20 protein-coding genes and 1 tRNA gene are annotated in these 22905 nt (G+C 35.9%); 15 read left to right on the top strand and 6 right to left on the bottom strand.

Translation table 11 applies throughout. The features are described from left to right. Positions 1 to 466 precede the first annotated feature (466 nt). The 7 genes from H9655_RS08375 (at position 467) to H9655_RS08345 (ending at position 7158) form a co-directional block, all read left to right on the top strand. Positions 467 to 1963, top strand: a complete 1497-nt coding sequence (locus tag H9655_RS08375; RefSeq protein ID WP_191812882.1) for a tetratricopeptide repeat protein — start codon at positions 467 to 469, stop codon at positions 1961 to 1963. A 93-nt stretch (positions 1964 to 2056) separates the two neighbouring features. Next, positions 2057 to 3010, top strand: a complete 954-nt coding sequence (gene trxB / locus H9655_RS08370) for a thioredoxin-disulfide reductase (protein ID WP_191812881.1) — start codon at positions 2057 to 2059, stop codon at positions 3008 to 3010. 550 nt (positions 3011 to 3560) lie between these two features. After that, complete coding sequence (locus tag H9655_RS08365; RefSeq protein WP_095371889.1) at positions 3561 to 4019, top strand: NUDIX hydrolase; 459 nt, start codon at positions 3561 to 3563, stop codon at positions 4017 to 4019. A gap of 25 nt (positions 4020 to 4044) precedes the next feature. Continuing rightward, positions 4045 to 4935 (top strand): RNase adapter RapZ, encoded by an 891-nt coding sequence (gene rapZ, locus H9655_RS08360; protein ID WP_191812879.1) that lies wholly within the window; start codon positions 4045 to 4047, stop codon positions 4933 to 4935. Next, positions 4932 to 5900 (top strand): gluconeogenesis factor YvcK family protein, encoded by a 969-nt coding sequence (locus tag H9655_RS08355; protein ID WP_191812872.1) that lies wholly within the window; start codon positions 4932 to 4934, stop codon positions 5898 to 5900. The genes rapZ and H9655_RS08355 overlap by 4 nt, the downstream gene beginning before the upstream one ends. Before the next feature lie 27 nt (positions 5901 to 5927). Beyond that, positions 5928 to 6875, top strand: coding sequence for a DNA-binding protein WhiA (whiA, locus tag H9655_RS08350; RefSeq protein ID WP_191812871.1), 948 nt, complete (start codon positions 5928 to 5930; stop codon positions 6873 to 6875). A gap of 19 nt (positions 6876 to 6894) precedes the next feature. Next, positions 6895 to 7158, top strand: coding sequence for an HPr family phosphocarrier protein (locus H9655_RS08345; RefSeq protein WP_191812870.1), 264 nt, complete (start codon positions 6895 to 6897; stop codon positions 7156 to 7158). Positions 7159 to 7557: 399 nt separating this feature from the next. On the opposite strand, the gene clpP is transcribed toward H9655_RS08345, so the two are convergent. After that, the gene (gene clpP, locus H9655_RS08340) at positions 7558 to 8157 is read right to left on the bottom strand and encodes an ATP-dependent Clp endopeptidase proteolytic subunit ClpP (RefSeq protein WP_191812869.1); all 600 of its coding nucleotides are present in this window, start codon (positions 8155 to 8157) and stop codon (positions 7558 to 7560) included. 288 nt (positions 8158 to 8445) lie between these two features. On the opposite strand from clpP, the gene H9655_RS08335 reads away from it, so the two are divergent. From H9655_RS08335 to H9655_RS08320, 4 genes are all read left to right on the top strand, one after another. Continuing rightward, positions 8446 to 8517, top strand: a tRNA-Arg gene (locus H9655_RS08335). Between the two features lie 151 nt (positions 8518 to 8668). After that, the gene (locus tag H9655_RS08330; RefSeq protein WP_191812868.1) at positions 8669 to 9634 is read left to right on the top strand and encodes a tyrosine-type recombinase/integrase; all 966 of its coding nucleotides are present in this window, start codon (positions 8669 to 8671) and stop codon (positions 9632 to 9634) included. A 175-nt stretch (positions 9635 to 9809) separates the two neighbouring features. After that, a complete protein-coding gene (locus H9655_RS08325) occupies positions 9810 to 10670 on the top strand; it encodes a hypothetical protein (protein WP_191812867.1) in 861 nt (286 codons plus the stop codon). Between the two features lie 260 nt (positions 10671 to 10930). Beyond that, positions 10931 to 11137, top strand: a complete 207-nt coding sequence (locus H9655_RS08320; RefSeq protein ID WP_191812866.1) for a hypothetical protein — start codon at positions 10931 to 10933, stop codon at positions 11135 to 11137. 70 nt (positions 11138 to 11207) lie between these two features. Here H9655_RS08320 and H9655_RS08315 read toward each other — a convergent pair whose 3' ends face one another. The 4 genes from H9655_RS08315 to H9655_RS08300 form a co-directional block, all read right to left on the bottom strand. Next, complete coding sequence (locus tag H9655_RS08315; RefSeq protein ID WP_191812864.1) at positions 11208 to 11579, bottom strand: hypothetical protein; 372 nt, start codon at positions 11577 to 11579, stop codon at positions 11208 to 11210. Positions 11580 to 11726: 147 nt separating this feature from the next. Further along, entirely contained in the window at positions 11727 to 11960 is a 234-nt protein-coding gene (locus tag H9655_RS08310; protein WP_191812858.1) for a hypothetical protein, read from the bottom strand. Further along, positions 11947 to 12159: a hypothetical protein gene (locus H9655_RS08305; protein WP_225230512.1), complete on the bottom strand. Its 213-nt coding sequence runs from the start codon at positions 12157 to 12159 to the stop codon at positions 11947 to 11949. Before H9655_RS08305 ends, H9655_RS08310 begins: the two co-directional genes overlap by 14 nt. A gap of 397 nt (positions 12160 to 12556) precedes the next feature. Then, entirely contained in the window at positions 12557 to 12799 is a 243-nt protein-coding gene (locus H9655_RS08300) for a hypothetical protein (protein WP_191812856.1), read from the bottom strand. 259 nt (positions 12800 to 13058) lie between these two features. Between H9655_RS08300 and H9655_RS08295 the strand changes: the two genes are divergently transcribed. After that, positions 13059 to 14825, top strand: a complete 1767-nt coding sequence (locus tag H9655_RS08295) for a DEAD/DEAH box helicase (protein WP_191812854.1) — start codon at positions 13059 to 13061, stop codon at positions 14823 to 14825. A gap of 476 nt (positions 14826 to 15301) precedes the next feature. After that, positions 15302 to 15802 (top strand): hypothetical protein, encoded by a 501-nt coding sequence (locus tag H9655_RS08290; RefSeq protein WP_191812851.1) that lies wholly within the window; start codon positions 15302 to 15304, stop codon positions 15800 to 15802. 286 nt (positions 15803 to 16088) lie between these two features. On the opposite strand, the gene H9655_RS08285 is transcribed toward H9655_RS08290, so the two are convergent. Next, positions 16089 to 20780, bottom strand: a complete 4692-nt coding sequence (locus H9655_RS08285) for a DEAD/DEAH box helicase (RefSeq protein WP_318245466.1) — start codon at positions 20778 to 20780, stop codon at positions 16089 to 16091. A 441-nt stretch (positions 20781 to 21221) separates the two neighbouring features. Here H9655_RS08285 and H9655_RS08280 point away from each other — a divergent pair, with 441 nt between their 5' ends. After that, positions 21222 to 21596 (top strand): hypothetical protein, encoded by a 375-nt coding sequence (locus H9655_RS08280; protein WP_191812849.1) that lies wholly within the window; start codon positions 21222 to 21224, stop codon positions 21594 to 21596. 7 nt (positions 21597 to 21603) lie between these two features. Continuing rightward, complete coding sequence (locus H9655_RS08275) at positions 21604 to 22821, top strand: hypothetical protein (RefSeq protein WP_318245462.1); 1218 nt, start codon at positions 21604 to 21606, stop codon at positions 22819 to 22821. Positions 22822 to 22905 lie beyond the last annotated feature (84 nt).

Genomic DNA, 22905 nt, shown 5'->3' with positions numbered 1-22905 from the left:
TGTAGGGATTGAACCGGAAGAGTGGGCAAATGGGAAATGCCCCCACAAGAGTGTAGGGAAGTGAACCGGAAGAGTGGGCAAAAAGGTAATGCCCCCACAAGAGTGTAGGAAGAGAGCAGTAAGAGTGAGCAAAAACCGGAAGAGAAGGGCAATCAAATCGTTCACTATCAAATAATCAGGACTGACATTTATAATATGTTCATACAAAACTGTTCATTACCCTCATTTGTTGCTCATTCAATTTCCATCCATTCTAATTCCACAGTTATTCCTTTGCTATAGTGCGAGGTTCCACTTTATTAATAAAAAATATCATAAAATAGTCATATTTTTCGAAAATGTTGATTTTTTAAGCTGAGTTAGATAATCTTTCTATCTTCGCTTTTTTCCTTATCTTGTCACCCCCTTCTCGAGCGGTTGTTCGTATGTTATACTCAATTGGTTAATATATTTTATGGAGGATTCCATGCGTAAAGACTCTAAAGCAAGAGATCATAAAGGAAAAATTTTATCATTTATCCCTACAGGTGAGTATTATTTTTCAAAAGGCATTAAAGCATACCACCGCAGGGATTTTCATAGAGCGAAGAAGTACCTCCAACGTGCAATGCATCTAGAGCCAGGCGAACCGATGATTGTTTGTCAATTGGCAGTGGTGCATGCCGAAATGGGAGAATATCAAGATTCTAATCAGCTACTCCGATTGATCTTAGAGGAATTAGACGGAGAGATGATCGAGTGCCATTATTTTTTAGCAAATAATTATGCACATTTAGGTTTTTTCAAAGACGCTTACCATCATGCGACATTATATATAGAATTAGACCCAGAAGGCGAGTTTGTTGAAGATACAGAAGAGTTGTTGGAGCTTCTTACATTAGAGGACGACGACCTAAATGAACATCTATATGAGCAGGACGACTTAATGATCAAACAGGAACAAGCAAGGGAGTTACTTGAGACGGGTTATTTTCCAAAAGCTGTCGAATTACTCAATGGTGTCATTGAAGAGTACCCCGAATATTGGTCTGCTTATAATAATTTAGCGCTAGCTTATTTTTATCTAGGTGAAACAGATAAAGCCTCGGATGTGTTGAAACAAGTATTCAAAGACAATCCGGGGAATTTGCATGCCCTTTGTAATAAGCTTGTTTTTGCTTTTTACGAAAACGACTTTATAGAGATGCGAGCGCTAAAAGATGCTTTATTAAAGGTACATCCTATATCAGTTGAGCATCAATTTAAATTAGGGGCCACTTTAGCACTTATTGGTGAATATGATAAAGCTTATGCATGGCTCGGTCGCCTCTATAAACTAGGGTTTAACGGGGACGCTTCATTTTACTACTGGCTCGCATACGCTGCTTATCATACTGGTAAAGAATCTGTTGCTCAAGTGGCATGGAAAAGGGCTGTTGAATTAAATCCAGAAAAAGAAGGACTGGAGCCTTGGAGTGAATCATCAAAAAGTGCCCAAGGGTTCGAAGATCATGTTTCTTCTATTCAACAAAGGTTAGAAAGTGACTATCCAGAAGAACGATTGTTTGCCTTGTTTTTAACAGCCGTTTCAGGCAAGAAAGAACAATTACTAGACTCTGACCATTTAAAAGGGAATAGGAAGTTCTCTGCGTTAGAGAGGGATTATTTAGCTTATTTAAAATTTGGTGAGGCGTCTCAAGATACCTCAACGGCGCATGATATCGCTGGATTGCTTTATGAAAATTACTCACCAGTTGGGGCAAAAGAAGCAAGTTTATATTTAATGTGGTTTTCTGCCTATTTACAGTTAACCCAAGCAGGCGTGACAATTAAAAACCCTCATGCATATGCCGGTGCAATCACTTACTCTTGGCATAAGCTAAGAAATGAGACGGTATCACAAGCAACAATAGCAAAGAATTTCGGAATTTCTACATCAACTTTAAGAAAATATTTGCGTTTATTGAATGAATACCTTCGTTGAGCAAAAACTTGGACGTTTTCCTATAAATTTTATAGGATAAAACCAAGAAGGTCATAATAGAACAGAAGGCTTCAAGACAAAGGAGTGGGAATGATGGCTGAAGAAAAAATTTACGATGTCATTATTGCAGGGGCAGGTCCAGCAGGAATGACCGCGGCAGTATATACATCTCGTGCAAATTTATCTACATTAATGCTTGAACGCGGGGTACCAGGCGGGCAAATGGCGAATACGGAAGAAGTGGAGAACTATCCAGGGTTTGATCATATTCTTGGACCTGAACTCTCTACAAAAATGTTCGATCATGCGAAAAAATTTGGTGCGGAATATGCATACGGAGATATTAAAGAAATCATAGATGACAAGGAATATAAAACAGTCATTGCTGGTTCTAAAGAATACAAAGCACGTGCGGTTATTATTACAACAGGTGCAGAATATAAAAAACTAGGCATTCCTGGTGAAAAAGAGCTAGGCGGCCGCGGTGTATCTTATTGCGCGGTTTGTGATGGTGCATTCTTTAAAGAAAGAGAACTTGTCGTTATTGGTGGAGGCGACTCTGCGGTTGAAGAAGGTGTTTACTTAACACGCTTTGCAAGTAAAGTAACAATCATTCACCGTCGCGATAAACTACGTGCACAACAAATTTTACAACAACGTGCCTTTGATAATGATAAAATTGATTTCATTTGGAACCATACAGTGAAAGAAGTCAATGATAAGGACGGAAAAGTAGGCAGTGTCACGATTGTATCTACAGAAACAGGTGAAGAAAAAGAATTCAAAGCGGATGGCGTGTTCGTTTACATCGGTATGAATCCACTATCTAAACCTTTTGCAAGTCTTGGTATTACAAATGAAGAAGGCTATATTGTAACCAATGATCAAATGGAAACAAAAGTTCCTGGTATCTTCGCTGCTGGGGATATTCGTGAAAAAACATTGCGCCAAATCGTTACTGCAACTGGTGATGGTAGCATTGCAGCCCAAGCGGCTCAGCACTATATTGAAGAACTTCAAGAAAGTCTAAAAACAGCTGCAAATTAATGAAAAAAGGGAATCATAAACCGACTTTATCCATCATTTACAAAAAGTCATTTTGTTTTAACTCTACTGTAACCTGGGTGAAACAAATTTCGGTTATGATAATAATAGAAATTGACCCCCTTTTAAAGATATATTCCTTTTACAGCACAGGTGCTCCTGTGCTCTTTTTTTTGGTTCAAGTACAATTCTCAAAATATATGGATGTTTAAACAGAGCAATATCAGTAACTACTTGAACAAGTAGGAGAAAAAGGAACGAACGTACTCCGAATATAGAAATAAGAGTGGAGGAAAATGTATTTGCGAATCACTCTGAAGTTTTTTTCCACAGATTATATGAAAGATGACATTCTACTAAAGAAGACCGTGACAATTTGCTTAGAACGGTTTTTTAAGGGCGAAGAATCATGTTCAACCTGTATCGTTGTAGCGCTATGACAAAAATAGTATAATATAATGATAAATACTATGCTTTCATTCATTAGAGTATTTTTCCTTTAAGTCTAGTCTGTTCTCTAATAATGAGTAGCACAAAGTAAGAGGTGAATAGGATGCAGCGGGTCACAAACTGCGTATTATTAAAAGATGACCAAGTATTGTTGCTACAAAAGCCACGCCGTGGATGGTGGGTTGCACCGGGCGGAAAGATGGAGCCAGGTGAATCGGTGCGTGACTCTTGTATCAGAGAATATAGAGAAGAAACGGGGATTTACTTAAGGAATCCAAACATAAAAGGGATATTTACTTTCATTATGAAGGATGGAGATCAAGTACTTTCGGAATGGATGATGTTTACATTTTTTGCTACAGATGCGGACGGGTTGAATGTAGATGAGTCTGAAGAAGGAAAATTGCGATGGGTCGAAGTGGATAAAGTGAAAGATTTACCAATGGCTGCAGGAGATCATCATATTCTTGAATATATGATTAATGGTAATCGCATGATTTACGGTACATTTACTTATACACCTGATTTTGAATTAATTAGTTACCGCTTAGATCCAAGCTAAAAATGAATACAGGGGGAAGCGAGAAATGAGTTCGGTTGTAGCAAAAGAAACACAAATGGTCATTATTACAGGAATGTCTGGCGCAGGTAAAACAGTGGCGATTCAAAGCTTCGAAGATTTAGGCTTTTTTTGTGTAGATAATTTACCACCGACCTTATTGCCGAAATTTCTTGAACTGATGAAGGATTCAGGGAATAAGATGAATAAGGTTGCGCTTGTGATGGATTTACGTGGCCGTGAGTTTTTTGAGCATCTTTTCAAAGCGTTAGATGATTTAGCAGATACGTCATGGGTCACACCAGAAATTCTTTTCCTTGATGCGGACGATGCAACCCTTGTAAGTAGATATAAAGAAACGCGTCGCTCTCATCCATTAGCGCCATCAGGCTTACCGATGGAAGGCATCAAATTGGAGAGAGAATTATTAGATGATCTAAAAGGTAGGGCGCAGATTATCTATAAGACATCTAATATGAAGCCGCGTGAATTAAGAGAAAAGATACTCCATGAGTTTTCTGTGAATAAACAATCTATCTTCACTGTCAATGTGATGTCATTTGGTTTTAAACATGGATTACCGATTGATGCCGATCTTGTATTTGATGTTCGCTTCTTGCCAAACCCGCATTATATTGAGCATATGCGTCCGAAGACAGGCTTGGATGAAGAAGTGTCTAACTATGTTTTGAAATGGAATGAAACAAATAAATTTTTAGAAAAGGTCACGGATTTACTAGCATTTATGCTTCCGCATTATAAACGTGAAGGAAAATCCCAACTTGTTATTGCGATTGGATGTACGGGTGGACAGCATCGATCTGTAGCACTAACCGAGTATATCGCTAACCATTTTAAGCAAGACTACAACACTCGCATCACTCACCGTGACATTGAGAGGAGAAGGCAAACAACATGAATAGAAAGCCGAGGGTCGTTATCATTGGCGGTGGAACAGGGTTGCCAGTTTTATTAAGAGGATTAAAAAAATATCCCCTTGATTTGACAGCCATTGTGACAGTTGCTGATGATGGCGGTAGCTCTGGTAGGTTGAGAGAAGAATTAAATATCCCACCTCCAGGAGATATTCGTAATGTTTTGGCAGCGTTATCAGATGTGGAACCTCTTGTGGAAGAAATGTTTCAGCATCGTTTTAAAACGTCCAATGAATTATCGGGTCATTCTTTAGGTAATCTGATTCTAGCAGCGATGACTTCTATTACTGGTGACTTTGTTCATGCGATTCAAGAGATGAGTAAAGTATTGAATGTTAATGGAAGAGTCTTACCTGCAGCTGAACAGAGTGTTGTATTACATGCAGAAATGGAAGATGGCAGTATCGTTTCAGGAGAATCAAAAATCCCTTACTCTGGCAAAAAGATTAAAAAAGTATTTTTGACACCTGAGACGGTAAGTCCACTTTCGGAAACGATTGAAGCGATTCGAGAGGCTGATCTCATTATCATTGGTCCCGGAAGCCTTTACACAAGCATACTTCCCAATCTACTTGTACCGTCTGTAGGTAAGGAAGTGTGCCGTTCTCATGCCAAAAAGCTGTATATCTGTAATTTAATGACGCAGGCAGGGGAAACATTGGACTATCGTGCCAGTGACCACGTACAGGCAATATTTGATCATATGGCTGAGCCATGTTTAGATTTGATTCTTGTCAATCATGAAGAAATACCAGAAGATATTCAAGAACGTTATGAAGAGCAACGTGCGAAGCCTGTTTATTATGACCGTGATCGATTAGTCGAACAGGGCTTGCAAGTGCTACAGGGTGAGATTGTTAGCCTTGAAAAAGGAGCAATCCGTCATAAAACGAATGAAGTTGCAAAAATGATTTATCAATTAATTGTAGATGATATAATGAAAAACTAGTATTTGTCTGGTTAGGGGGGAGAAAGTATGTCTTTTGCTTCGGAAACGAAAAAAGAATTAACGAACTTGGAGACAAAGGATTGTTGCGGAAAGGCAGAACTATCCGCTTTGATCCGTATGAACGGATCTCTCTCTTTTTCAAATAAAATGTTAATTGTAGATATTCAAACGGAGAATGCAGCGATCGCCAGAAGAATCTATACGCTTATCAAAAGGAATTATGATGTGCAAGTTGAATTGCTTGTTCGAAAGAAAATGAGACTTAAGAAAAATAATGTTTATATTGTTAGACTTATGGAGCAAGCACAAAAAATTCTTGATGATCTGCACATTATTAGTGCTGGCTTTCAATTTATCCATGATATCTCAATGGATTTAATTAAAAAGAAATGCTGTAAACGTGCGTATTTAAGAGGAGCTTTTTTAGCAGGGGGATCAGTCAATAACCCTGAAACCTCTTCGTATCATTTAGAAATTGCTTCGATGTATAAGGAACATAATGACGCCTTGTCGAAATTAATGAATACTTTTGGATTGAATAGTAAAACATTGGAAAGAAAGAAAGGTTTTATTACCTACTTAAAAGAGGCGGAAAAAATTACAGAATTCCTTAATATTATTGGTGCTCATAGTGCGCTTTTACGATTTGAAGATATACGGATTGTTAGAGATATGCGAAACTCGGTTAACCGCTTGGTCAATTGCGAAACAGCCAATTTAAATAAAACAATTGGGGCTGCCTTAAGACAAGTCGAAAACATAAGATATATAGAGGGTACCGTTGGACTAAAGGTGTTACCTGAGAAATTACGCGAAATTGCAGAATTGCGTGTGACGTATCAAGATGTGACTTTAAAGGAACTCGGAGAAATGGTCTCTGGTGGCACGATAAGCAAATCGGGTATCAATCATCGCCTAAGAAAAATTGATGAAATTGCAGAAAAAATTAAAACAGGGCAATGGAAGGAATCTTAAGTTTTTTGGAGGTTAGGACATGGTAGAAAGACAAGTGGAAGTCAAACTAAAAACAGGCTTACAGGCACGTCCAGCTGCAAAGTTAGTGCAGGAAGCCAATCGCTTCACAGCCGATCTCTTTATCGAAAAAGGCGGAAAAAAAGTAAATGCCAAAAGTATCATGGGATTAATGAGCCTATCTCTAAGTGCTGGTTCAACCGTCACCCTCCTTGCTGAAGGCAACGATGAAACCGAAGCCTTAAATAAACTGACTGCACTCTTACAAGAGGACATTGTTTCATAATCTGCTTAAAACCCGAATAAGTGCGCACCCTCATTGCTAGATGTTTCTACCGATGGCGGTGCGCTTTATTGTGAAGAATGAGTGAAAAGAAATTGTTCAGCTATCGAGAAGAGAAATGGCAAAGAAGCCTGAGCAAAGTGAAATTGCGCAGCTATGTAATTTCTCCTCTTATATCGATTGAAATTGCCACTCAAAAATCAAACGCAACAAGTTATTCTATTTCTACTACTTTTATCCCCTCATTTTTCGTTCACCTCAACTATTTGTAAATCCATAATGAAACGTAATCTTATTTAACTATGCATGATCACTAAATAGTTAATCTAACAACTACCAATTTTTTGCAGAACAAAAGCCATCAGCAAATGAAATGCTGATGGCTTTTGTTCTTTGTGATGCTTATTTTTTCGCTTCTGGTGTATTGTTTGTAATGATCTTGTCGATAAGACCATATTCTAGTGCTCTTTCTGCAGTCATGAAGTTATCACGATCTGTGTCTTTAGAAATCACATCTAAAGGTTGGCCAGTGCGTTCAGCTAGAATTTGGTTCAATTTTTCACGTAAGAATAGGATGCGTTTAGCAGCAATCTCGATTTCAGTTGCTTGCCCTTGAGCGCCACCTAGTGGTTGGTGAATCATGACTTCACTATTTGGAAGCGCAAAACGTTTTCCTTTTTCACCAGCTGCTAGTAAGAATGCACCCATGGATGCAGCCATACCAGTACAGATTGTTGAAACATTTGGTTTGATGTATTGCATCGTATCATAGATGGCCATACCAGCAGTGATACTTCCGCCTGGGCTATTAATATAAAGCGTGATGTCCTTTTCAGGATTATCTGCTTCTAAGAATAATAGCTGAGCCACGATGGAGTTAGCCACATTATCGTCAATCGCACTGCCTAACATGATAATGCGATCTTTTAATAGGCGAGAGTAAATGTCATAAGCGCGTTCCCCTCGGTTTGTTTGTTCGATTACTGTAGGGATTAAGTTCATTTCCAATTCCTCCTTTAAAGGTCAAAAAAAGTTTTGGAAAGGTATTTTATACCTCGCCATTGGTAAATGTATGTAGTTTCATCATACATGGTTGGTCAATTAAGGTCAAACGAATCGCTTGATTATTTCAAGAGAATTATTCGACATTTTTTTCTAAGTTGATTTACTCGTATCCATGATACCCACAAATTTTCGCTTTTAAACAACGAATGCTTGCAAATAAAGGGCTTTTCCCATATAATTAATATTCGTAACACCAAGAAAAAACGTGTTCTTACATAAAAAAATGCCCTCGTGGTGCAACGGATAGCACGTAAGATTCCGGTTCTTAAAATGGGGGTTCGATTCCCTCCGAGGGCGTACCGAATTGCTTGATACCACTGTGTTTAATAAACATAGTGGTATTTTTTTATGTTCATTTTTTATGGGTACAATTCAAACAAAAATACCACGAAGTGAATACCACGCAATGCACACACAAGCGAACCTTCAAAATTTAAGGAGGTTCAAAATGAAGCGGAGAAAATCTGTCACCAACTCTTCAGCAATACAAACTCTCAAAAAAATATCTAATGATACAATTCCCACTATTTCATATCAGGAAGCAGCAGACCAATTTTTAAAACATTGCAGAATAAAAGGCTTATCCCCAGAAACAGTTAAATTCTATGATAAAGAACTAAAGCAAACCAAAAGAGGTCTTGTGGAAGTCGATGCGCCATTGAACAATATACGGGATATGACAACAGATCATATCGAAAGTTTTATTGAGTATCAGCAGAAAATTGGAAGAGCTGTTAATACAATTAATGCTCGCTTGAGGGCAGGGAGGACATTTTTTAATTATTGTCACAGAAAAAGCTATATACCTTCAAACCCTTATGACGGCATTCAACAACTTAGGAAACGGCATGAGGTTGGTGCTACCTTCACTAAACGTCAGCTGAAGCGTTTGCTTGACGCACCAGACGTTACAACATTCATTGGGTTACGAGACCTTGCAATCATGTTAACTTTTGCCCATACAGGCATTAGATTGACGGAGTTAACGTCATTACGCTTACAAGACATTTCTTTTGATGATAAGGGAGCAATTAATGTTCAACGTGCCAAGAACCGATATGCCCGGAGGATTCCACTCACAAATCGCCTGAGGGTGGCTCTCAGAGCTTATATACAAGAACGAGGGGTTTTACACCATGACTATCTATTTATCAGTTTAGAAAACGAGCCAATGGGTGCTAGAGGCATTCAAGACAGATTAAAACAGTATGGAAAACAAACGGGGGTAAGCAAAGAAGTCACAGTTTCTCCTCATGCTTTTCGGAGAACTTTTTGTCGATTAAAAGTTGAAGCTGGAATAAATATCTTTATTCTTCAACGCTTATCGGGTCATCAATCATTGGAAATTTTAAAGCGATATGTAGAAATTTATGGGCGAGATTTGGAAGATGCGATTGAGCAAGGAATTGATTAAAAAATTTTTAGAAAGGTAGTTTAGAAGTTATTTTAGCCATGTTAGTATAGTTAAGTTTAAAAAATAAAAAAACTTCCTCCGACAGTTTGGCGACCGAAGAGGAAGTTTCAACAAATAAAAACTGATTTCATTATAGCATGGTTGCTTGATGGAATCCAAAGGAGCCTATTTACTTATGAACGGAATAATTAAACGCAGAAAAACATCTGACTATGCACAAATCCATAATGGAGCATTACAGCAGCTGGAGGATATTCGTTCGATCGGACTTATTTCTCATTTAATGTCACTTCCTGAAGGCTGGGAAATTAAGAAGATGCAGTTATATAAAAAGTTTGGTCGTGGTCCGATAACAAATGGAATCAAAGAACTGGAGCAGAAAAAATACTGGGTAACCATTAAATACAGGAATGGTAAAAAGACTTTGTACTATTATCAGGTCAGTGACGTAGCTTTTGACGACAGTGACGTTTTAAATATGATTCTAGAAGTGAATAAAGGAGGATATAAAATACTCGAAATATCGGAAAGATTCACGCATTTACTTTCCAATGGCGGAAATCAACAATTGAAAACTGAAGATTCTTCTTCTGTGGATTCATGCATTGTCGATTCTCAACAACGCATGGTCAACAATTCACCATCAACAGTGCAAAATCGACAACTATTAAATAAAAAAGAAAAAACAAAAAGTAAAAAACAAAATAAAGATAAAAAAACATTGTTAATTAACAAGGAATTAACAGCCGATGAATGGAAAATTTATTTAACCGATTCCTGCAATGAATTTTATACTTTATTTGCACCCAATAGATGGGATAAAAAGTCATGGAATGCTTTAATCAATGCTTTCGTCACTGAAACGATAGACGAGAGCAGATATATAAATATAACAGAAGATAAAATCAAAGGGTATGCTTATCAATCACTGAAGAATATCGCATATAAACACGATTTAAAAAATGGAAAAGTGGAGCGCAAATTCCCATTCTATGATTGGCTAAACGATGATTCAGAGGACGAAATGCCTTATTAAAATTGAATATTAATAAGACGCCCAGCTATCCGTCTTAGTTGGGTGTCCTATGCAATCCTATTTCGGGTATCATTTACTCACAGTGCTGATTTATTTAAATGGTTTTGGTGACGTATAGGAGGGTTATATGAAGGTTATTAAATGGGTCAAGAAAAGACATCCCCTTGTGATTTACTATGAGGGAAAGGGCTTGGCCAGTACTGGATTTCTAAAAAATCAAAGACACGGCACACATATAGCTGTGATTAAGGAGGATTATTATGACTGTTTGGATTAACATTGATATTCCTACAATGATATTTGGAATTTACTATGAGAATAAATCCCGAAACCCTAAGTACAAAGGGATTAATCAAATGTTAAGAGATGGAGGCTGGTTTGAATACGAATCTTATCAAGAAGCTATAAACCTTTATAAAAGAGAGTATCCTAGTTTTAAGCTGTTGGATAATGTGAGGCAATATTAACATTTTCGAATGTCCTTGATAAAATAAGTACTCCTTGCTTGGGAGTACCTATTAAAGTTTTTATTTTATATTAAAAATCTGGCATCTCATCTTTTTTAACAGAATCAGAATCATCTTGCAAAAAATCATTTATGCGAGCAATGAGTTGAGTTTTGAATTGTACTCGTTCATTGTAGCCAAGATTGCAATCTCTTTCCCTTTGGTCTAATTCTACTACAGCATCTTCTACCATAATCGGAATCAGAATTTCATATTTATATTGCTTACCCAAATCAGCCAAGTCGCTTGTTGCTGTTCCTTTGTTCTCTAAAATATACAAGCCTTTCTTTCTATCTTCCTCGGTAGAATTTTGGATCGGATTGTAAATTTCTTCAAGAATCAACGCTTCTTCTAAACTTGCTCCCAATACCATTGCTTTTTCAATAAATTCATGTTTTTTCATTATAAATTCCTCCGATTTTTTGTTTTGTCCCTTTCGACAATTAGATTGTATTGAAAAAATTTTCAATGTAAGGTAAATCATTAAAAAAGATTCGGAGAAATTTTTTCTTCATTATTATATAAATAAAAAAACGCACCTAAAGGCACGTTATTCACAATCGCTATGGTCGAATCGGCTATCTTCACACATGGCTTCCCTTTTCAACTGTTCCAAAGCTTCCTTTCGTTTTTCAGTACGATCTTCAATAATCGGTATTTTTGCTTCCATTACAGGGTCTTTCGGAAATGCTACTTTAAGGAACTGAACCATCATTACAGTTATTAATAACATCATCGCTAAACTCAAGGAAATGTATGTAGCTGCGATTTTAAAATTCTTCATTATTAAAACCTTCAACGTACTCCTGACCGTTCAGCACGGCAATGTCCTTGCGTAATTTCGGTGTGTCCTGAAAGGCGTACACTTGCCATTTACTGTTTTCTCGATTTCTTGTGCTGTAAAGGAAATTGTTGTCTAGTCTCACAAGCTCCACGAATAACGACTTCTTATATATCATTTTAACTGGCAATTTCTCTTCCATCATAACAGCTCCTTATTATGTATTTTAAAAGGGTCTCCCGTTTCGGCAGACCCTTAAAGGATGGTTATTTTGTAACCACCCATGAAGGACAGGCAAATTATGCCCACCCTTTTATTTGATAGAGGGAGTAAACATTGTTTACATTCTAGGGTCTGAATACTGTTCACACCCTCTCTTAAGGAGCTAAACAATGTGTAGACCCTTTAGGCTCGTAACATAATTACAAACCCTTTAAGGGTGACGTATAGTATACGTATCCTTTTATTTGCTGAAGGGTCTGAAAAGTAATCAGACCTTAGTCAAATGACCATTTTAAAAGGTTCTGTCAAAACGACAGTTCCTTCAACATCGTTCGAGCCGATGTTAAATTTCAAGATCATTTGAAATGATCTTGAAATCAAATCCCATAAGGCAACAACTTGGCATTTATTTCTTCAATCCACTCTGGCTCTGTCAAGTTTGATTCATACCAGTGAGTGAGATTAATAATAACAGTCTCGTAGACTTTGAATGGCAACTGTTGAAATCCCATTTCATCATCAAGCGTATAATTGAAGGTTTCTCCTGAAATATCATCAAAAGCCAATCCGTTTTCTAATCGTAGTGCTTTCCATCGTTTCAAATCCCAAACGTATTTCATGCTATCACTCCCAAATTTTAGTATTTACTACATTATACGATGTGCAAAATTGGCAGCCTAGTGTAAATATCAGAAAAATAAAACATTTCTCCATCTAACTGCGTTTGAAAAACTTTTCAATACAATAGTCGAGTCCTGAAAAGACAAAAAATTTAAAAATCGAGGACAATAAACGACATTACAATCAACTTTTTGATTTCGCTATAAGAAAATCGATCTTAATGTTGTTCATTGTCCTTCCTATAAGGAGACGACTATTATGGAGAAAAAGTTCAACTACATTACGGAAGTACTGACTAAAGCTGATTTGAAAGTTATGTTAGACAACAGAGAAGGATTCACTTTAATTGTTTCGCCTACAGGAACTGGGAAATCAACCTTTATTATCGAAGACATAATCAAACCACATTTTAAAAATGAAAATCATGGCTTCGGTCAAGGAATATACCAGGATTTTGCCAGTAAAAAGATTTTGGTTATGGCGAATAGAACTGCGGTAGTTTTGAAGTTTAATGATGATGTTGAAAAGGCTTGTGAAGAGATGGGAATATATAAAGCGAAAAATATAACAGTTGCCAGTTATCAAAAAGTATCACAAGTAGCACACGATGAAATGCTCTTAGAAATAGAAGAAGCTGAAATTATTTTATGCGATGAAGCACATTACTTTATCGCAGACGCTTGGAACGGAACAACAGGAGCAATCATGAATAAGATACTTGAAGCATCTGAACAAAAGCCTGTTATCTTCTTCACAGCTACTCCACAGCAAATCATAAAATATTTTAATAATCGAGGTTTAACATACAAGGAGCTTGATTATAGAAATGTACTGGGATTTAATGACCGAATGGACTTTGTTTGCACGAATAAAGACTTGGAGCAAATCATCAAAAGCATTGATAAGAATGAAAAAATAATGGTGTTCGTAGCTGATATGACTTCAAGAAAAATGATTGCGAGAATGTGCCAAAAATATGTTAAAAAAGGTTATCAAGTAGAGTTCTATCATTCCGTATGGGTTAAACCAGATGATGGCAGATTTAATGGTTTGAAAATACCCCAAATGGCTGCTAAAGTTGGACAACTTGTTAGCGACAAAAAATTCGATACTCAAATCGCTATAGCCAATAAGGCTATTGATAATGGCATAGACATTATTGACCCTGACTTTAAACATATAATCCTTTTGAATCAGTATGACCAAGTTCAGATCCAGCAGATGGTTGGTCGTAAACGGTTTGACATTCATAATCCTAATGACCGTTTAACAGTATGGCTGTCTACTGAGAATCAACCCATGTTAGAAAATTTCTATGATTTAATAATCGCTCAGATTAATTTCATAAAAAAATTCAGACAATATCGTTCGGAAAATATTGAATCTGCAAAAAGTGGCATGAAGATTTTACCTGGTAATAAAAACAAATCAGAAGGGGAAATTTTAAAATTAGCTGAATCATGGGTTGTCGATTCCTTCTTTGCGGAAGATGTAAATATTGAAGAATCAGAGAATTTAAAAGTAGAAAAACGGCTCATTCAAAGTGAAGAATATGCCAAACTTCTAAGTTATCAATTAGATTACATTTCACCACTTGTATGTAAACATCTAATGGATACTGAAGAAGCATTAACAACTGATGAACTTCAAAGCATTGTTAAAAATTATCAGAAGCTGGTAAAGGAATTATTTGAAAGACCTGCTACCCTTCAATGGAGAAACAAGTATATCGCTTCTGAAGAAAACAAATTGGAATTTAAACAGCGTATAAAAGATGAACTAATTCCATACTTAAATGAACTTGAAGGAATCAAATTGTTTGATAATGAAAAGCGTGCATTTGAAGAAAAAATCAGTCACTATTTCGGAGCATCTAAAAGAATCGGTAGATTGGCGAGTCTAAAGACGATTAATGAATTTATCCAACCTCATGGATTTGAAATCAACGCTAAACGTCCAATCATCAATAATGAAAAGAAAACTGTATGGATTGTTGAAGAATTAATGACACAGGACAGGAAGTGACATTAGAACTCATTTCCTTTAAACGTCTTTAAGAGAACGAATCTTAATGACGTTTTCTGTCCTTAAAACAACAATCAAGGGGTGGCTATGCTACACCCATGCTACCAGCAGGTCGATTATATACTACTGTTATATAGATAGTATATAGTACAGCATACTACAGTTATATATAATATATATAATAAGTATATATGGGCTTAGATGGCTTAGCAGCCACTAAAGCCTTAACTCATTCGCTATCGCTCATGAGTTGCAACTGTGATGGTTGTATGTGCTTATTTATATTGTAGCAATGTATATATTAAATGAATAATAGGATAATAAAGCAGACCAGTATCGAATGATGCTGGTTATTTTTATGGGAATATTTATACCCCCTACCGAAATAAGAAAAAAGCTATAAGGATAAGAGGACCAGGTCTAAGTTATTACAAAAAAATCCAGTCCCTATCTTTACTTTTGAAAGGAGAATTTACATGGCTAGAGGTGTCAGAACAAGCACAAATCAATTAAAAATGAAAGCCAGCAAAGCACAAATAGCTGCTCGAGAACAAGCTGAAGAATTGGTGGTGACAAATGCCACAAAGCCAAAAGCGTCTCCGATGTTGACATCTGAAGAACGTAAAATGTTTAACAAGCTCAAGAAGCGGAATGACAATTATACTGAAAGCGATTCAGAATCATTAAACCTTTTAGCACAATATTTAACTATGTGGTATAACTTGAAACAACACTACAACGCACTGGACGTGTTTGACGAACGTTCAGCAGATATTGAAAGGCGTATGATTGCCCTTGATAAACAAATTGCAGCTCATATGTCAGCTCTCGCTATACCATTGTCACAACGCTTTAGGCTCGCTAATGACATGGCTAAGGTTATGATTGAGGAACGGAAGTTACAACAAATGGAAGTGGAAAAACGTCAGGAAGTCAACCCATTACTTGCTTTGCTGGAGGACGATGACGATGAGTAAATTAATATGACCGCTCGGCGTAATTGCTGGGCGGTTATTTTTTGTTTATATAAATATTAGAAGCTTGAATTATAGGAGTGGATTTTTTACGCGCTGAGGAAACCCTCTTCTCCCCTCACTAAGGAAAAACAAACTGGAGGGTGTTTTTCTAAATGGTCTGTAGTACAGTCCTTTAAAAATCAGAGAGGTCTGTTTCTTCGGCCCGATATATAAAATCCGACTAAGCTAACGAAAAATAAAAAAGCATACAATTAGGACAATCCTAAAAGTATGCTTATATAAACGATTATTGATTATAAGTAAATTCTTCTATTTCTAATGCTGGCAAACTTTTGACTAAATCAACTGTTTGAACAGAGACATTAATAACTGACAGTAACAAGTAAAAGATATATTTTTCATCATCAGAATATTCATTTGGATCGTCAATGATGCCTGATTTTTTATCAGTCTTCACTTGATACTGATCGATAATCCACTCAATCGCAGGTCGTCCATTTACGACGTACTCATACGCTTTTTCAGGAATGCTCTTAATCGTAATGTCTTTGTTGAAGACGATGGAATCTAGTTGTCCACGTTTTGGGTGTTTCATTTTTTGAACTTTGTATGATGGCGTTTGAGATTTGTATATAATATCAATTCCATCATATGCAGATACTTTTTCGTAATTTATGTGTAAATCAGCTAGTCTTCGGCCAATTTCTACAAATTTTTCTTTGTTCTTCAAAATAGGTATCCGGGGAGAAGCTTTTCTAAGGTCATTATTATATTTAAATCGATATTCTTCAGAATGCAACAATCCATATACGTAGTAGAATACGTCCTCTGAATTCAATCTGATTTTTTTACAGAAATGGTCATTGATGTTGCTATTATCAGAAAATAATTCACTAGTATCATTGTTGTATAAAACATATCCTCGTCCATTTTCCATTAAATGTAGATTTGGTATTAAATCAACCATAAGAACTGAAAAATCTCGTCTTGCTCCTCCTCCTGCAACATAAATAACTTTATTCCTTTTTCCAAATATAGAATGATAAATACCAGGATACTCAACAATATTTTTATCATAGTACAGCCATTTTTTAGCAAATGGCCTGTATGAACTTTCAATAATTGAGTTTGGATTATGTTCTATTAGTTGATTCTGTTCTAATTTCTTTTTAAGACCGCGTGACCATTTTACAAAATCATCCTTAGTGTTAATCAAGCTAACTTTTTCCTTCAAGTCTTTAATGCTACTCAATCGTTCTACTTCTGAATTGTAATTATCAATCATAGATTTTGATGTTAAATGAACTGTCTCTTTTGAATAGTTATAAACCCATGCGTCTCTATTCGTAGTCACACCAATTGCTTTTGTTTGAAAAACTTCTCCATCCATTTCCTTAAATGTCGAGTACTGTTCATCCCTTTGATTTATCCAATCATTATTTACGTCTGGTATAACTTGCTGAAATTCAGTATTTGCAATAGATTTTAAAATATTGAGTTTTTCCAACTTATCTTTTCTACTCAGATAATCTCCAATATCAAAATAGAAAATTTTGTGCTCGTTTGAAGCATCTTTGACTAACAGTGTTATAGCAACGCCGGTTAAAATATTAAAAACACTTTGACCTTCTAATTTAGCTTCTTCTCCAATTTTCCCACGAACTGCACCTTTCAAGTTAATTGAATAAATATAATTAAATTCATCATGAATAACTTTTCTAAATCCCTCATGACTTGGCTTATCAATTATGGAATTAGGGGTAATAAAAGCAATAACACCAGTATCCCCTATTCTATCCGTAGACCATCTAAAAGCTTTAATATAAGTATCGAATAGTGATTTTTTATTTAATCCCGATGTATACCTTGCGTATGTTTGGTCAATTTTTTGGGTTAATCGCGGGTAATCAATATTTTGATTATTGTCATTGGCACTTGTTTGCCCGATTGAATATGGTGGATTTCCTATAATTACTGTAATAGGCGTTTCTATCTGACGTTTTAACCGCTCATCATTATCTCCGAAAAACTCATCATCAAGTGTGTCTTCTTTTTCAGTCGATTCAAGGGTGTCAGTAAGTACTATCCCTTTAAATGGAACATATTCACTTTCGTCATTTTCGTCTTTCAACATTCCATGGAACGTTTCCTCAATATTAATTGCTGCAATGTAATAACTCAACAGCACAATCTCGTTGGCATGAAGCTCTTGAGTGTACTTGCGGAACATATCATCCTTGTTAATCAGTCCCGACTGTAATAAGCGCGTGATAAACGTCCCAGTACCTGTAAATGGATCAAGGACATTTACACCTTCATCAGAAATTGATTTCCCAAAGTGTTTCTTCAATACTTCATCGACAGAATGAATGATGAAATCTACTACTTCAACAGGCGTAAAAACAATTCCCAAGCGATCAGTAGTTTCTTTAAATCCTACCTTAAAGAACTTATCATAAAGTTGAATAATAATGTCTTGTTTTGCTTTTAAATTATCGATACCTTGAGCCCGAATACGAACACTCTCATAGAATTCTTGAAGTTTTTCTTGTTCTTTAACAAGTCCTTGTTCATCTAGAACACTCAAAATTGAATCCATTGCTTTTGAAACAGGGTTGTTGTGAACAAAACTATATGAATCAAACAAAGCTTCAAACACTGGTTTTGTTATTAAATGCTGTGCTAACATTTCAATCGCTTGGTTATCTGAAATAGAGCTATTAATATTATGACGTAAACTAGTCACGAATTTTTTAAACTCATTGTATGCCTCGCTATTAGTGTCCTCTAACATTACACGGATACGCATCATATGTTGCTGTGCTATTTCTGCAACATCTTTTGACCAGTCTTCCCAATAACGGACATTTCCTACTTTCCTCACAATTCTTCCGTATATCGCTCTTTCAAGCTCTGACCAATCTTCGTCAGTGAGTGACCATGCTAATTGTTCATCTTCAGGCTTTGGAATTACCAAGCCATCTTCAGGTGCATCCCCAACACCTATAACTTGAATTTGTTCTGGTTTCTTTTTATTCAGTTCAAGTTTGTTGATAGTTGCGTCGAAACGCTCATCTAGTGAACGTAATGCATTCAATACTTCCCAAACTACACGATATTTCTCATTGTTATCTAGAACAGTATTAGGGTCAACTCCTGCTGGTATCCCGATAGGCAGAATCACGTAACCATAGTCTTTCCCAGGTGCTTTACGCATTACACGTCCCACTGCCTGAGCAATATCAATTTTTGATTTTCTTGGTTTCAAAAACATGACTGCATCTAAGTCGGGGACATCGACACCTTCTGTTAAGAATCTTGCGTTTGATAATATCCGGCAGGTACGTTCAGGAACATCGGCTTTCAACCAAGAAATTTTCTCATTTTTTTGAAGTGCATTCATTGAGCCATCCGCATGTTCGATTTCAATATTGAAAATGTCTGATTGCTCGTTCACTTCATTGATATATTCATCAACGACATTTGAAAACATATTGGTGATTAGTTTTGAATCTTTGATAGTACCTGTAAAGGCGATTGCCCTCTTCATTGGTTGTCCGAGCGTTTCGTTCGTGTTGCCCTTCCGTTTAACCAAACCATTCCAACAGCCAATAATTTTTGTTACATCGTCAAATTCCAATTCCGATTCACGTGCAAGCATCTGCTGAAAACGGCGAGCAATGACTTCTTCATCAACTGCTAGAACCATCACTTTGTAATCTGTTAAGATATCCTTGCGGATAGCATCGCCAAATCCGATACGATAGAATTCTTCCCCATAAATTTCGGGATCACTCATATCCGCAATCAAAACAGACATTTCTTCTGCCTTCTTTTTGGCATCTTCTCCATATACTCGAGGTGTTGCAGTCTGATAGAGACGTTTATTTGCTTTAATATTGTCATCGCTATGAACCTTCGTAAAGGCAGAAGCTTCCTTATTAAGCTCTGTTGCTCCTGTTGTACGATGGGCTTCATCGCATACAACTAAATCAAAATTATAAAAACCATTTTTCTGAGCCTCTATGATTACATCAATCGATTGATATGTCGAAAAAACTGTCAGGAAATCTCCCTGATCCGTACTTCTTTCAATTCGATCCTGATATTCTAATAATTTTTCAGTATTCGTAGTAGCTGGATATCCTATATCAGCAGCTGCAATATCTTCTAGCTCATTCTCTCCTTTTTCTTTTGTTACCTTTCTATCTGAACACACTGCAATGGAATCCATCTTAAAACTAATATCAGCATTCCAGCTTCGTAATGTTTGAGATAATAATTGAATACTTGGAACAAGATAAAGAACTTTGAACACTCCATTTTTTTCAGCGGCCATTTTTTCTGCAATGGCCATGGAAGTGTAGGTTTTCCCTGTGCCAGGAGCCATAATTAGCTTTCCGCGGTCAGCATTCTTGAAACCTTCAATTACTGCCTTGATTGCTGGAACTTGGTGAGGTCGAGGAGTCTTTTTTCTTTGCAGCTTAACTTGTTTAGGGCTACTAAATGAATATGCAGACCAATCAATTTTACTTTCTTGTAAATTCGCCAATGAGACGCGTGCAATGGTTTTATTTCGGAACTTTAGTGCTTCGTCTGCATTGGTACTCCATTTATCTGTTGTCGTGACAATAATTCCTTCTGAGTAATAGCTTTTTCCTACTTCATTTAAGAACGAATCTATATGTGATTTTCTAATGACCGTATCAGCAGAGTAATATTTACATTGTATGGCTACCAATTCGCCAGTTTCTCGTTTCTTTGCTACTAAATCTACACCTGTATCTTTTTTAGGGATATTATACTCGGCTGGAACATCACTTAATTTCCATATTTCATCGTATAAACGAGAATACATCGGTTCATTTTCTAAATATGCTACTATTAATAATTCGAATAGTGTCCCTCTATCACGTTGTGTATGTTGCTTCATGTCAATCTCATTAATTAAAGCAACGAAACTTTTATGATTTTTCACTTCCAAACTCTTCACCTATCTTTCATCTAATAAAAAAAATTCAGCTTTAGTGCTACCAATATTAGTATTATTTTATCATGAAAATGTAGAACTTTAGAGGCTGTCTTTTAGAAAAGTTATGAATTATAAAGGCATTCTTCAGATTAGAGTCAAGGAGATGTGAATTAATTATCAATCCGTTTCCTAGTCTGTATTTCAGACTACTAAGAAACGTTTTTTTATTAACATAATTTATGACTTGATTTAGGAAGTCAGTAAAATCGAAATTTGATGAGGATCTTTTTAAAAACAGGTCCTTTTTATTTCTGTGACAATTTCCCTATGTATTTTCTTGTCTATTTTTGTCGAATATCTCTCCTTTTTCCAAAATATTGATATATTTAAATTAAATTAACATAATCGAAAAGTATATGAATAAATAAGAGGGGAAAGGATATAATAATGAATTTAAAACATCAAGCAGACATGGCTGCTTTACCCACTGAATGTCCGCCAGAGACTGCAAAATCAGAAGACATTGAAGTTGCTTATAGATTTATTAAAAGTGACCTCGTAACAGAAGAAGACTTTCTTAGCCATAAAGAGGAAAATAAAAAGTATCCTCCATATTTAGCTTGTCAAGCCCTTGCTGTTTCATTTTTCGTCACAGAGGAACACGCTAGGAAGGTAGCTGAAAACAATCAATACTTAGGAGATAAGAAACTGGTCAAAGGAAGGATTACTTCCGAATGTGGTAAACATAGAACAAAGCGCGGTCACATAAACTTGTGGTTATGTGAAGATGTAGATATGAAAAAGGTTTTTCTAGGAGAGTAGGGTCAAAGTGAAAATAAATAAAATTCCATACAGTGAATTGGAGAATTCTGAGCTAATACACGTTTTTGAATATTATGATTTTCCTTTGTTCTTTATTTCTAAATCTCCACAGGGAAAATACTATTTAAATTTCTATGTCAAAGAAATGGAAAAAAATGTGGATAAATGGCTTTTCAGTAGAATTTCCAATAAAGAACGGTTGGATTTAATTAATCAAAGAATAAAAGTGAAAACTTTGCTTAACCATTTAAAGAGTAAACAGCGTTTACATCATTTAATCATTGACTCAAATACGGTTACTACGAATGATGAGCTAGAACTTACTGTTGTTGACGCTACTAATTTTGATGAAAAGAGTTTTCCAGTTAAAGACCTTTATGTGGAATATGATTATGTTACTGATACTGAGCTTACAAAAGTCGAAGAAGATGTTATTGATAGCTCAAGATTTAAAGTAGTTTTAAGGGACGATAGAAATAGTCATGATATAGGTTTGGACTTATTTTTAGATTTCTTAAGTAACTTAAAGGAATCAATTAATGATATTGCATACGATATTGGTAGTAAGCTAATAGGCCAAGTACATAAGCATGAAATTAACTTAAGAGTACATTCTTTACAGCCTTCTTCATTTGGTATATGGCTAATTACGGAACCAACGGAGGCTGATCTGTTTGAAGTCCCTGAAAAATCTTTAAACAATCTTTTTGAATTAATTGATGATATTCAACGCAAAAATCCAGATGAAATTGAAGAACAGATAGACATAGATGAAGAATATTCAATCGAAACAATAAAAAGTGTTAAAAATTTACTTAAAGACATTGTAGATAATGATTTTTCCTTGACGTTAGAAGCAAATACAAAAACCCAGATGGTACCAAAAGAAGTTAGTTTTGATAAAACTTCTTACGGAAAGCTAGATATATTAAATAAAATTCTAAAAGACAAGAGTCAAAAGCACTCTGAAGAAGTTGAAGTTGATGGTGTATTAACTTCAATAAATACTTCTTATAATAAGTTTAGGATTTCAACTACTACGATGGGAGACATTAGTGGAAAAATGTCTACAGAGATGTTTAGGGAATTAAAAAAGAATAACAACCTTCAATTTAAAGTTCCAAGTGCGATTAAAGCAACCATTAAGAAGGAATATATAAATGATTACTTAGAAGAAGAGCATTATGAAAAATATACACTTTTGCAGTTTGAGCAGCCTGAGTAATCGGGCTGTTTCTTTGTAGTAAAATCAATATTTTATATAATGTACAAATTTATATGGATAATTTCCCCAAAAGATAAAGACCAC

It is taken from the genome of Cytobacillus stercorigallinarum, assembly GCF_014836495.1.
Taxonomy (GTDB): domain Bacteria; phylum Bacillota; class Bacilli; order Bacillales; family Cytobacillaceae; genus Cytobacillus; species Cytobacillus stercorigallinarum.
The sequence above is the reverse complement of the archived record's forward strand: the minus strand, read 5'-3'. Positions and strand labels throughout refer to the sequence as shown.

Coding starts and splice junctions, on each gene's coding strand:
- H9655_RS08290 (WP_191812851.1), top strand. CDS start 15,302: ATGGCTAGAGGTGTCAGAACAAGCACAAATCAATTAAAAATGAAAGCC.
- whiA (WP_191812871.1), top strand. CDS start 5,928: ATGTCTTTTGCTTCGGAAACGAAAAAAGAATTAACGAACTTGGAGACA.
- H9655_RS08295 (WP_191812854.1), top strand. CDS start 13,059: ATGGAGAAAAAGTTCAACTACATTACGGAAGTACTGACTAAAGCTGAT.
- clpP (WP_191812869.1), bottom strand. CDS start 8,157: ATGAACTTAATCCCTACAGTAATCGAACAAACAAACCGAGGGGAACGC.
- H9655_RS08330 (WP_191812868.1), top strand. CDS start 8,669: ATGAAGCGGAGAAAATCTGTCACCAACTCTTCAGCAATACAAACTCTC.
- rapZ (WP_191812879.1), top strand. CDS start 4,045: ATGAGTTCGGTTGTAGCAAAAGAAACACAAATGGTCATTATTACAGGA.
- H9655_RS08315 (WP_191812864.1), bottom strand. CDS start 11,579: ATGAAAAAACATGAATTTATTGAAAAAGCAATGGTATTGGGAGCAAGT.
- H9655_RS08355 (WP_191812872.1), top strand. CDS start 4,932: ATGAATAGAAAGCCGAGGGTCGTTATCATTGGCGGTGGAACAGGGTTG.
- H9655_RS08320 (WP_191812866.1), top strand. CDS start 10,931: ATGACTGTTTGGATTAACATTGATATTCCTACAATGATATTTGGAATT.
- H9655_RS08365 (WP_095371889.1), top strand. CDS start 3,561: ATGCAGCGGGTCACAAACTGCGTATTATTAAAAGATGACCAAGTATTG.
- H9655_RS08310 (WP_191812858.1), bottom strand. CDS start 11,960: ATGAAGAATTTTAAAATCGCAGCTACATACATTTCCTTGAGTTTAGCG.
- H9655_RS08375 (WP_191812882.1), top strand. CDS start 467: ATGCGTAAAGACTCTAAAGCAAGAGATCATAAAGGAAAAATTTTATCA.
- H9655_RS08305 (WP_225230512.1), bottom strand. CDS start 12,159: ATGGAAGAGAAATTGCCAGTTAAAATGATATATAAGAAGTCGTTATTC.
- H9655_RS08345 (WP_191812870.1), top strand. CDS start 6,895: ATGGTAGAAAGACAAGTGGAAGTCAAACTAAAAACAGGCTTACAGGCA.
- H9655_RS08300 (WP_191812856.1), bottom strand. CDS start 12,799: ATGAAATACGTTTGGGATTTGAAACGATGGAAAGCACTACGATTAGAA.
- H9655_RS08325 (WP_191812867.1), top strand. CDS start 9,810: ATGAACGGAATAATTAAACGCAGAAAAACATCTGACTATGCACAAATC.
- trxB (WP_191812881.1), top strand. CDS start 2,057: ATGGCTGAAGAAAAAATTTACGATGTCATTATTGCAGGGGCAGGTCCA.
- H9655_RS08280 (WP_191812849.1), top strand. CDS start 21,222: ATGAATTTAAAACATCAAGCAGACATGGCTGCTTTACCCACTGAATGT.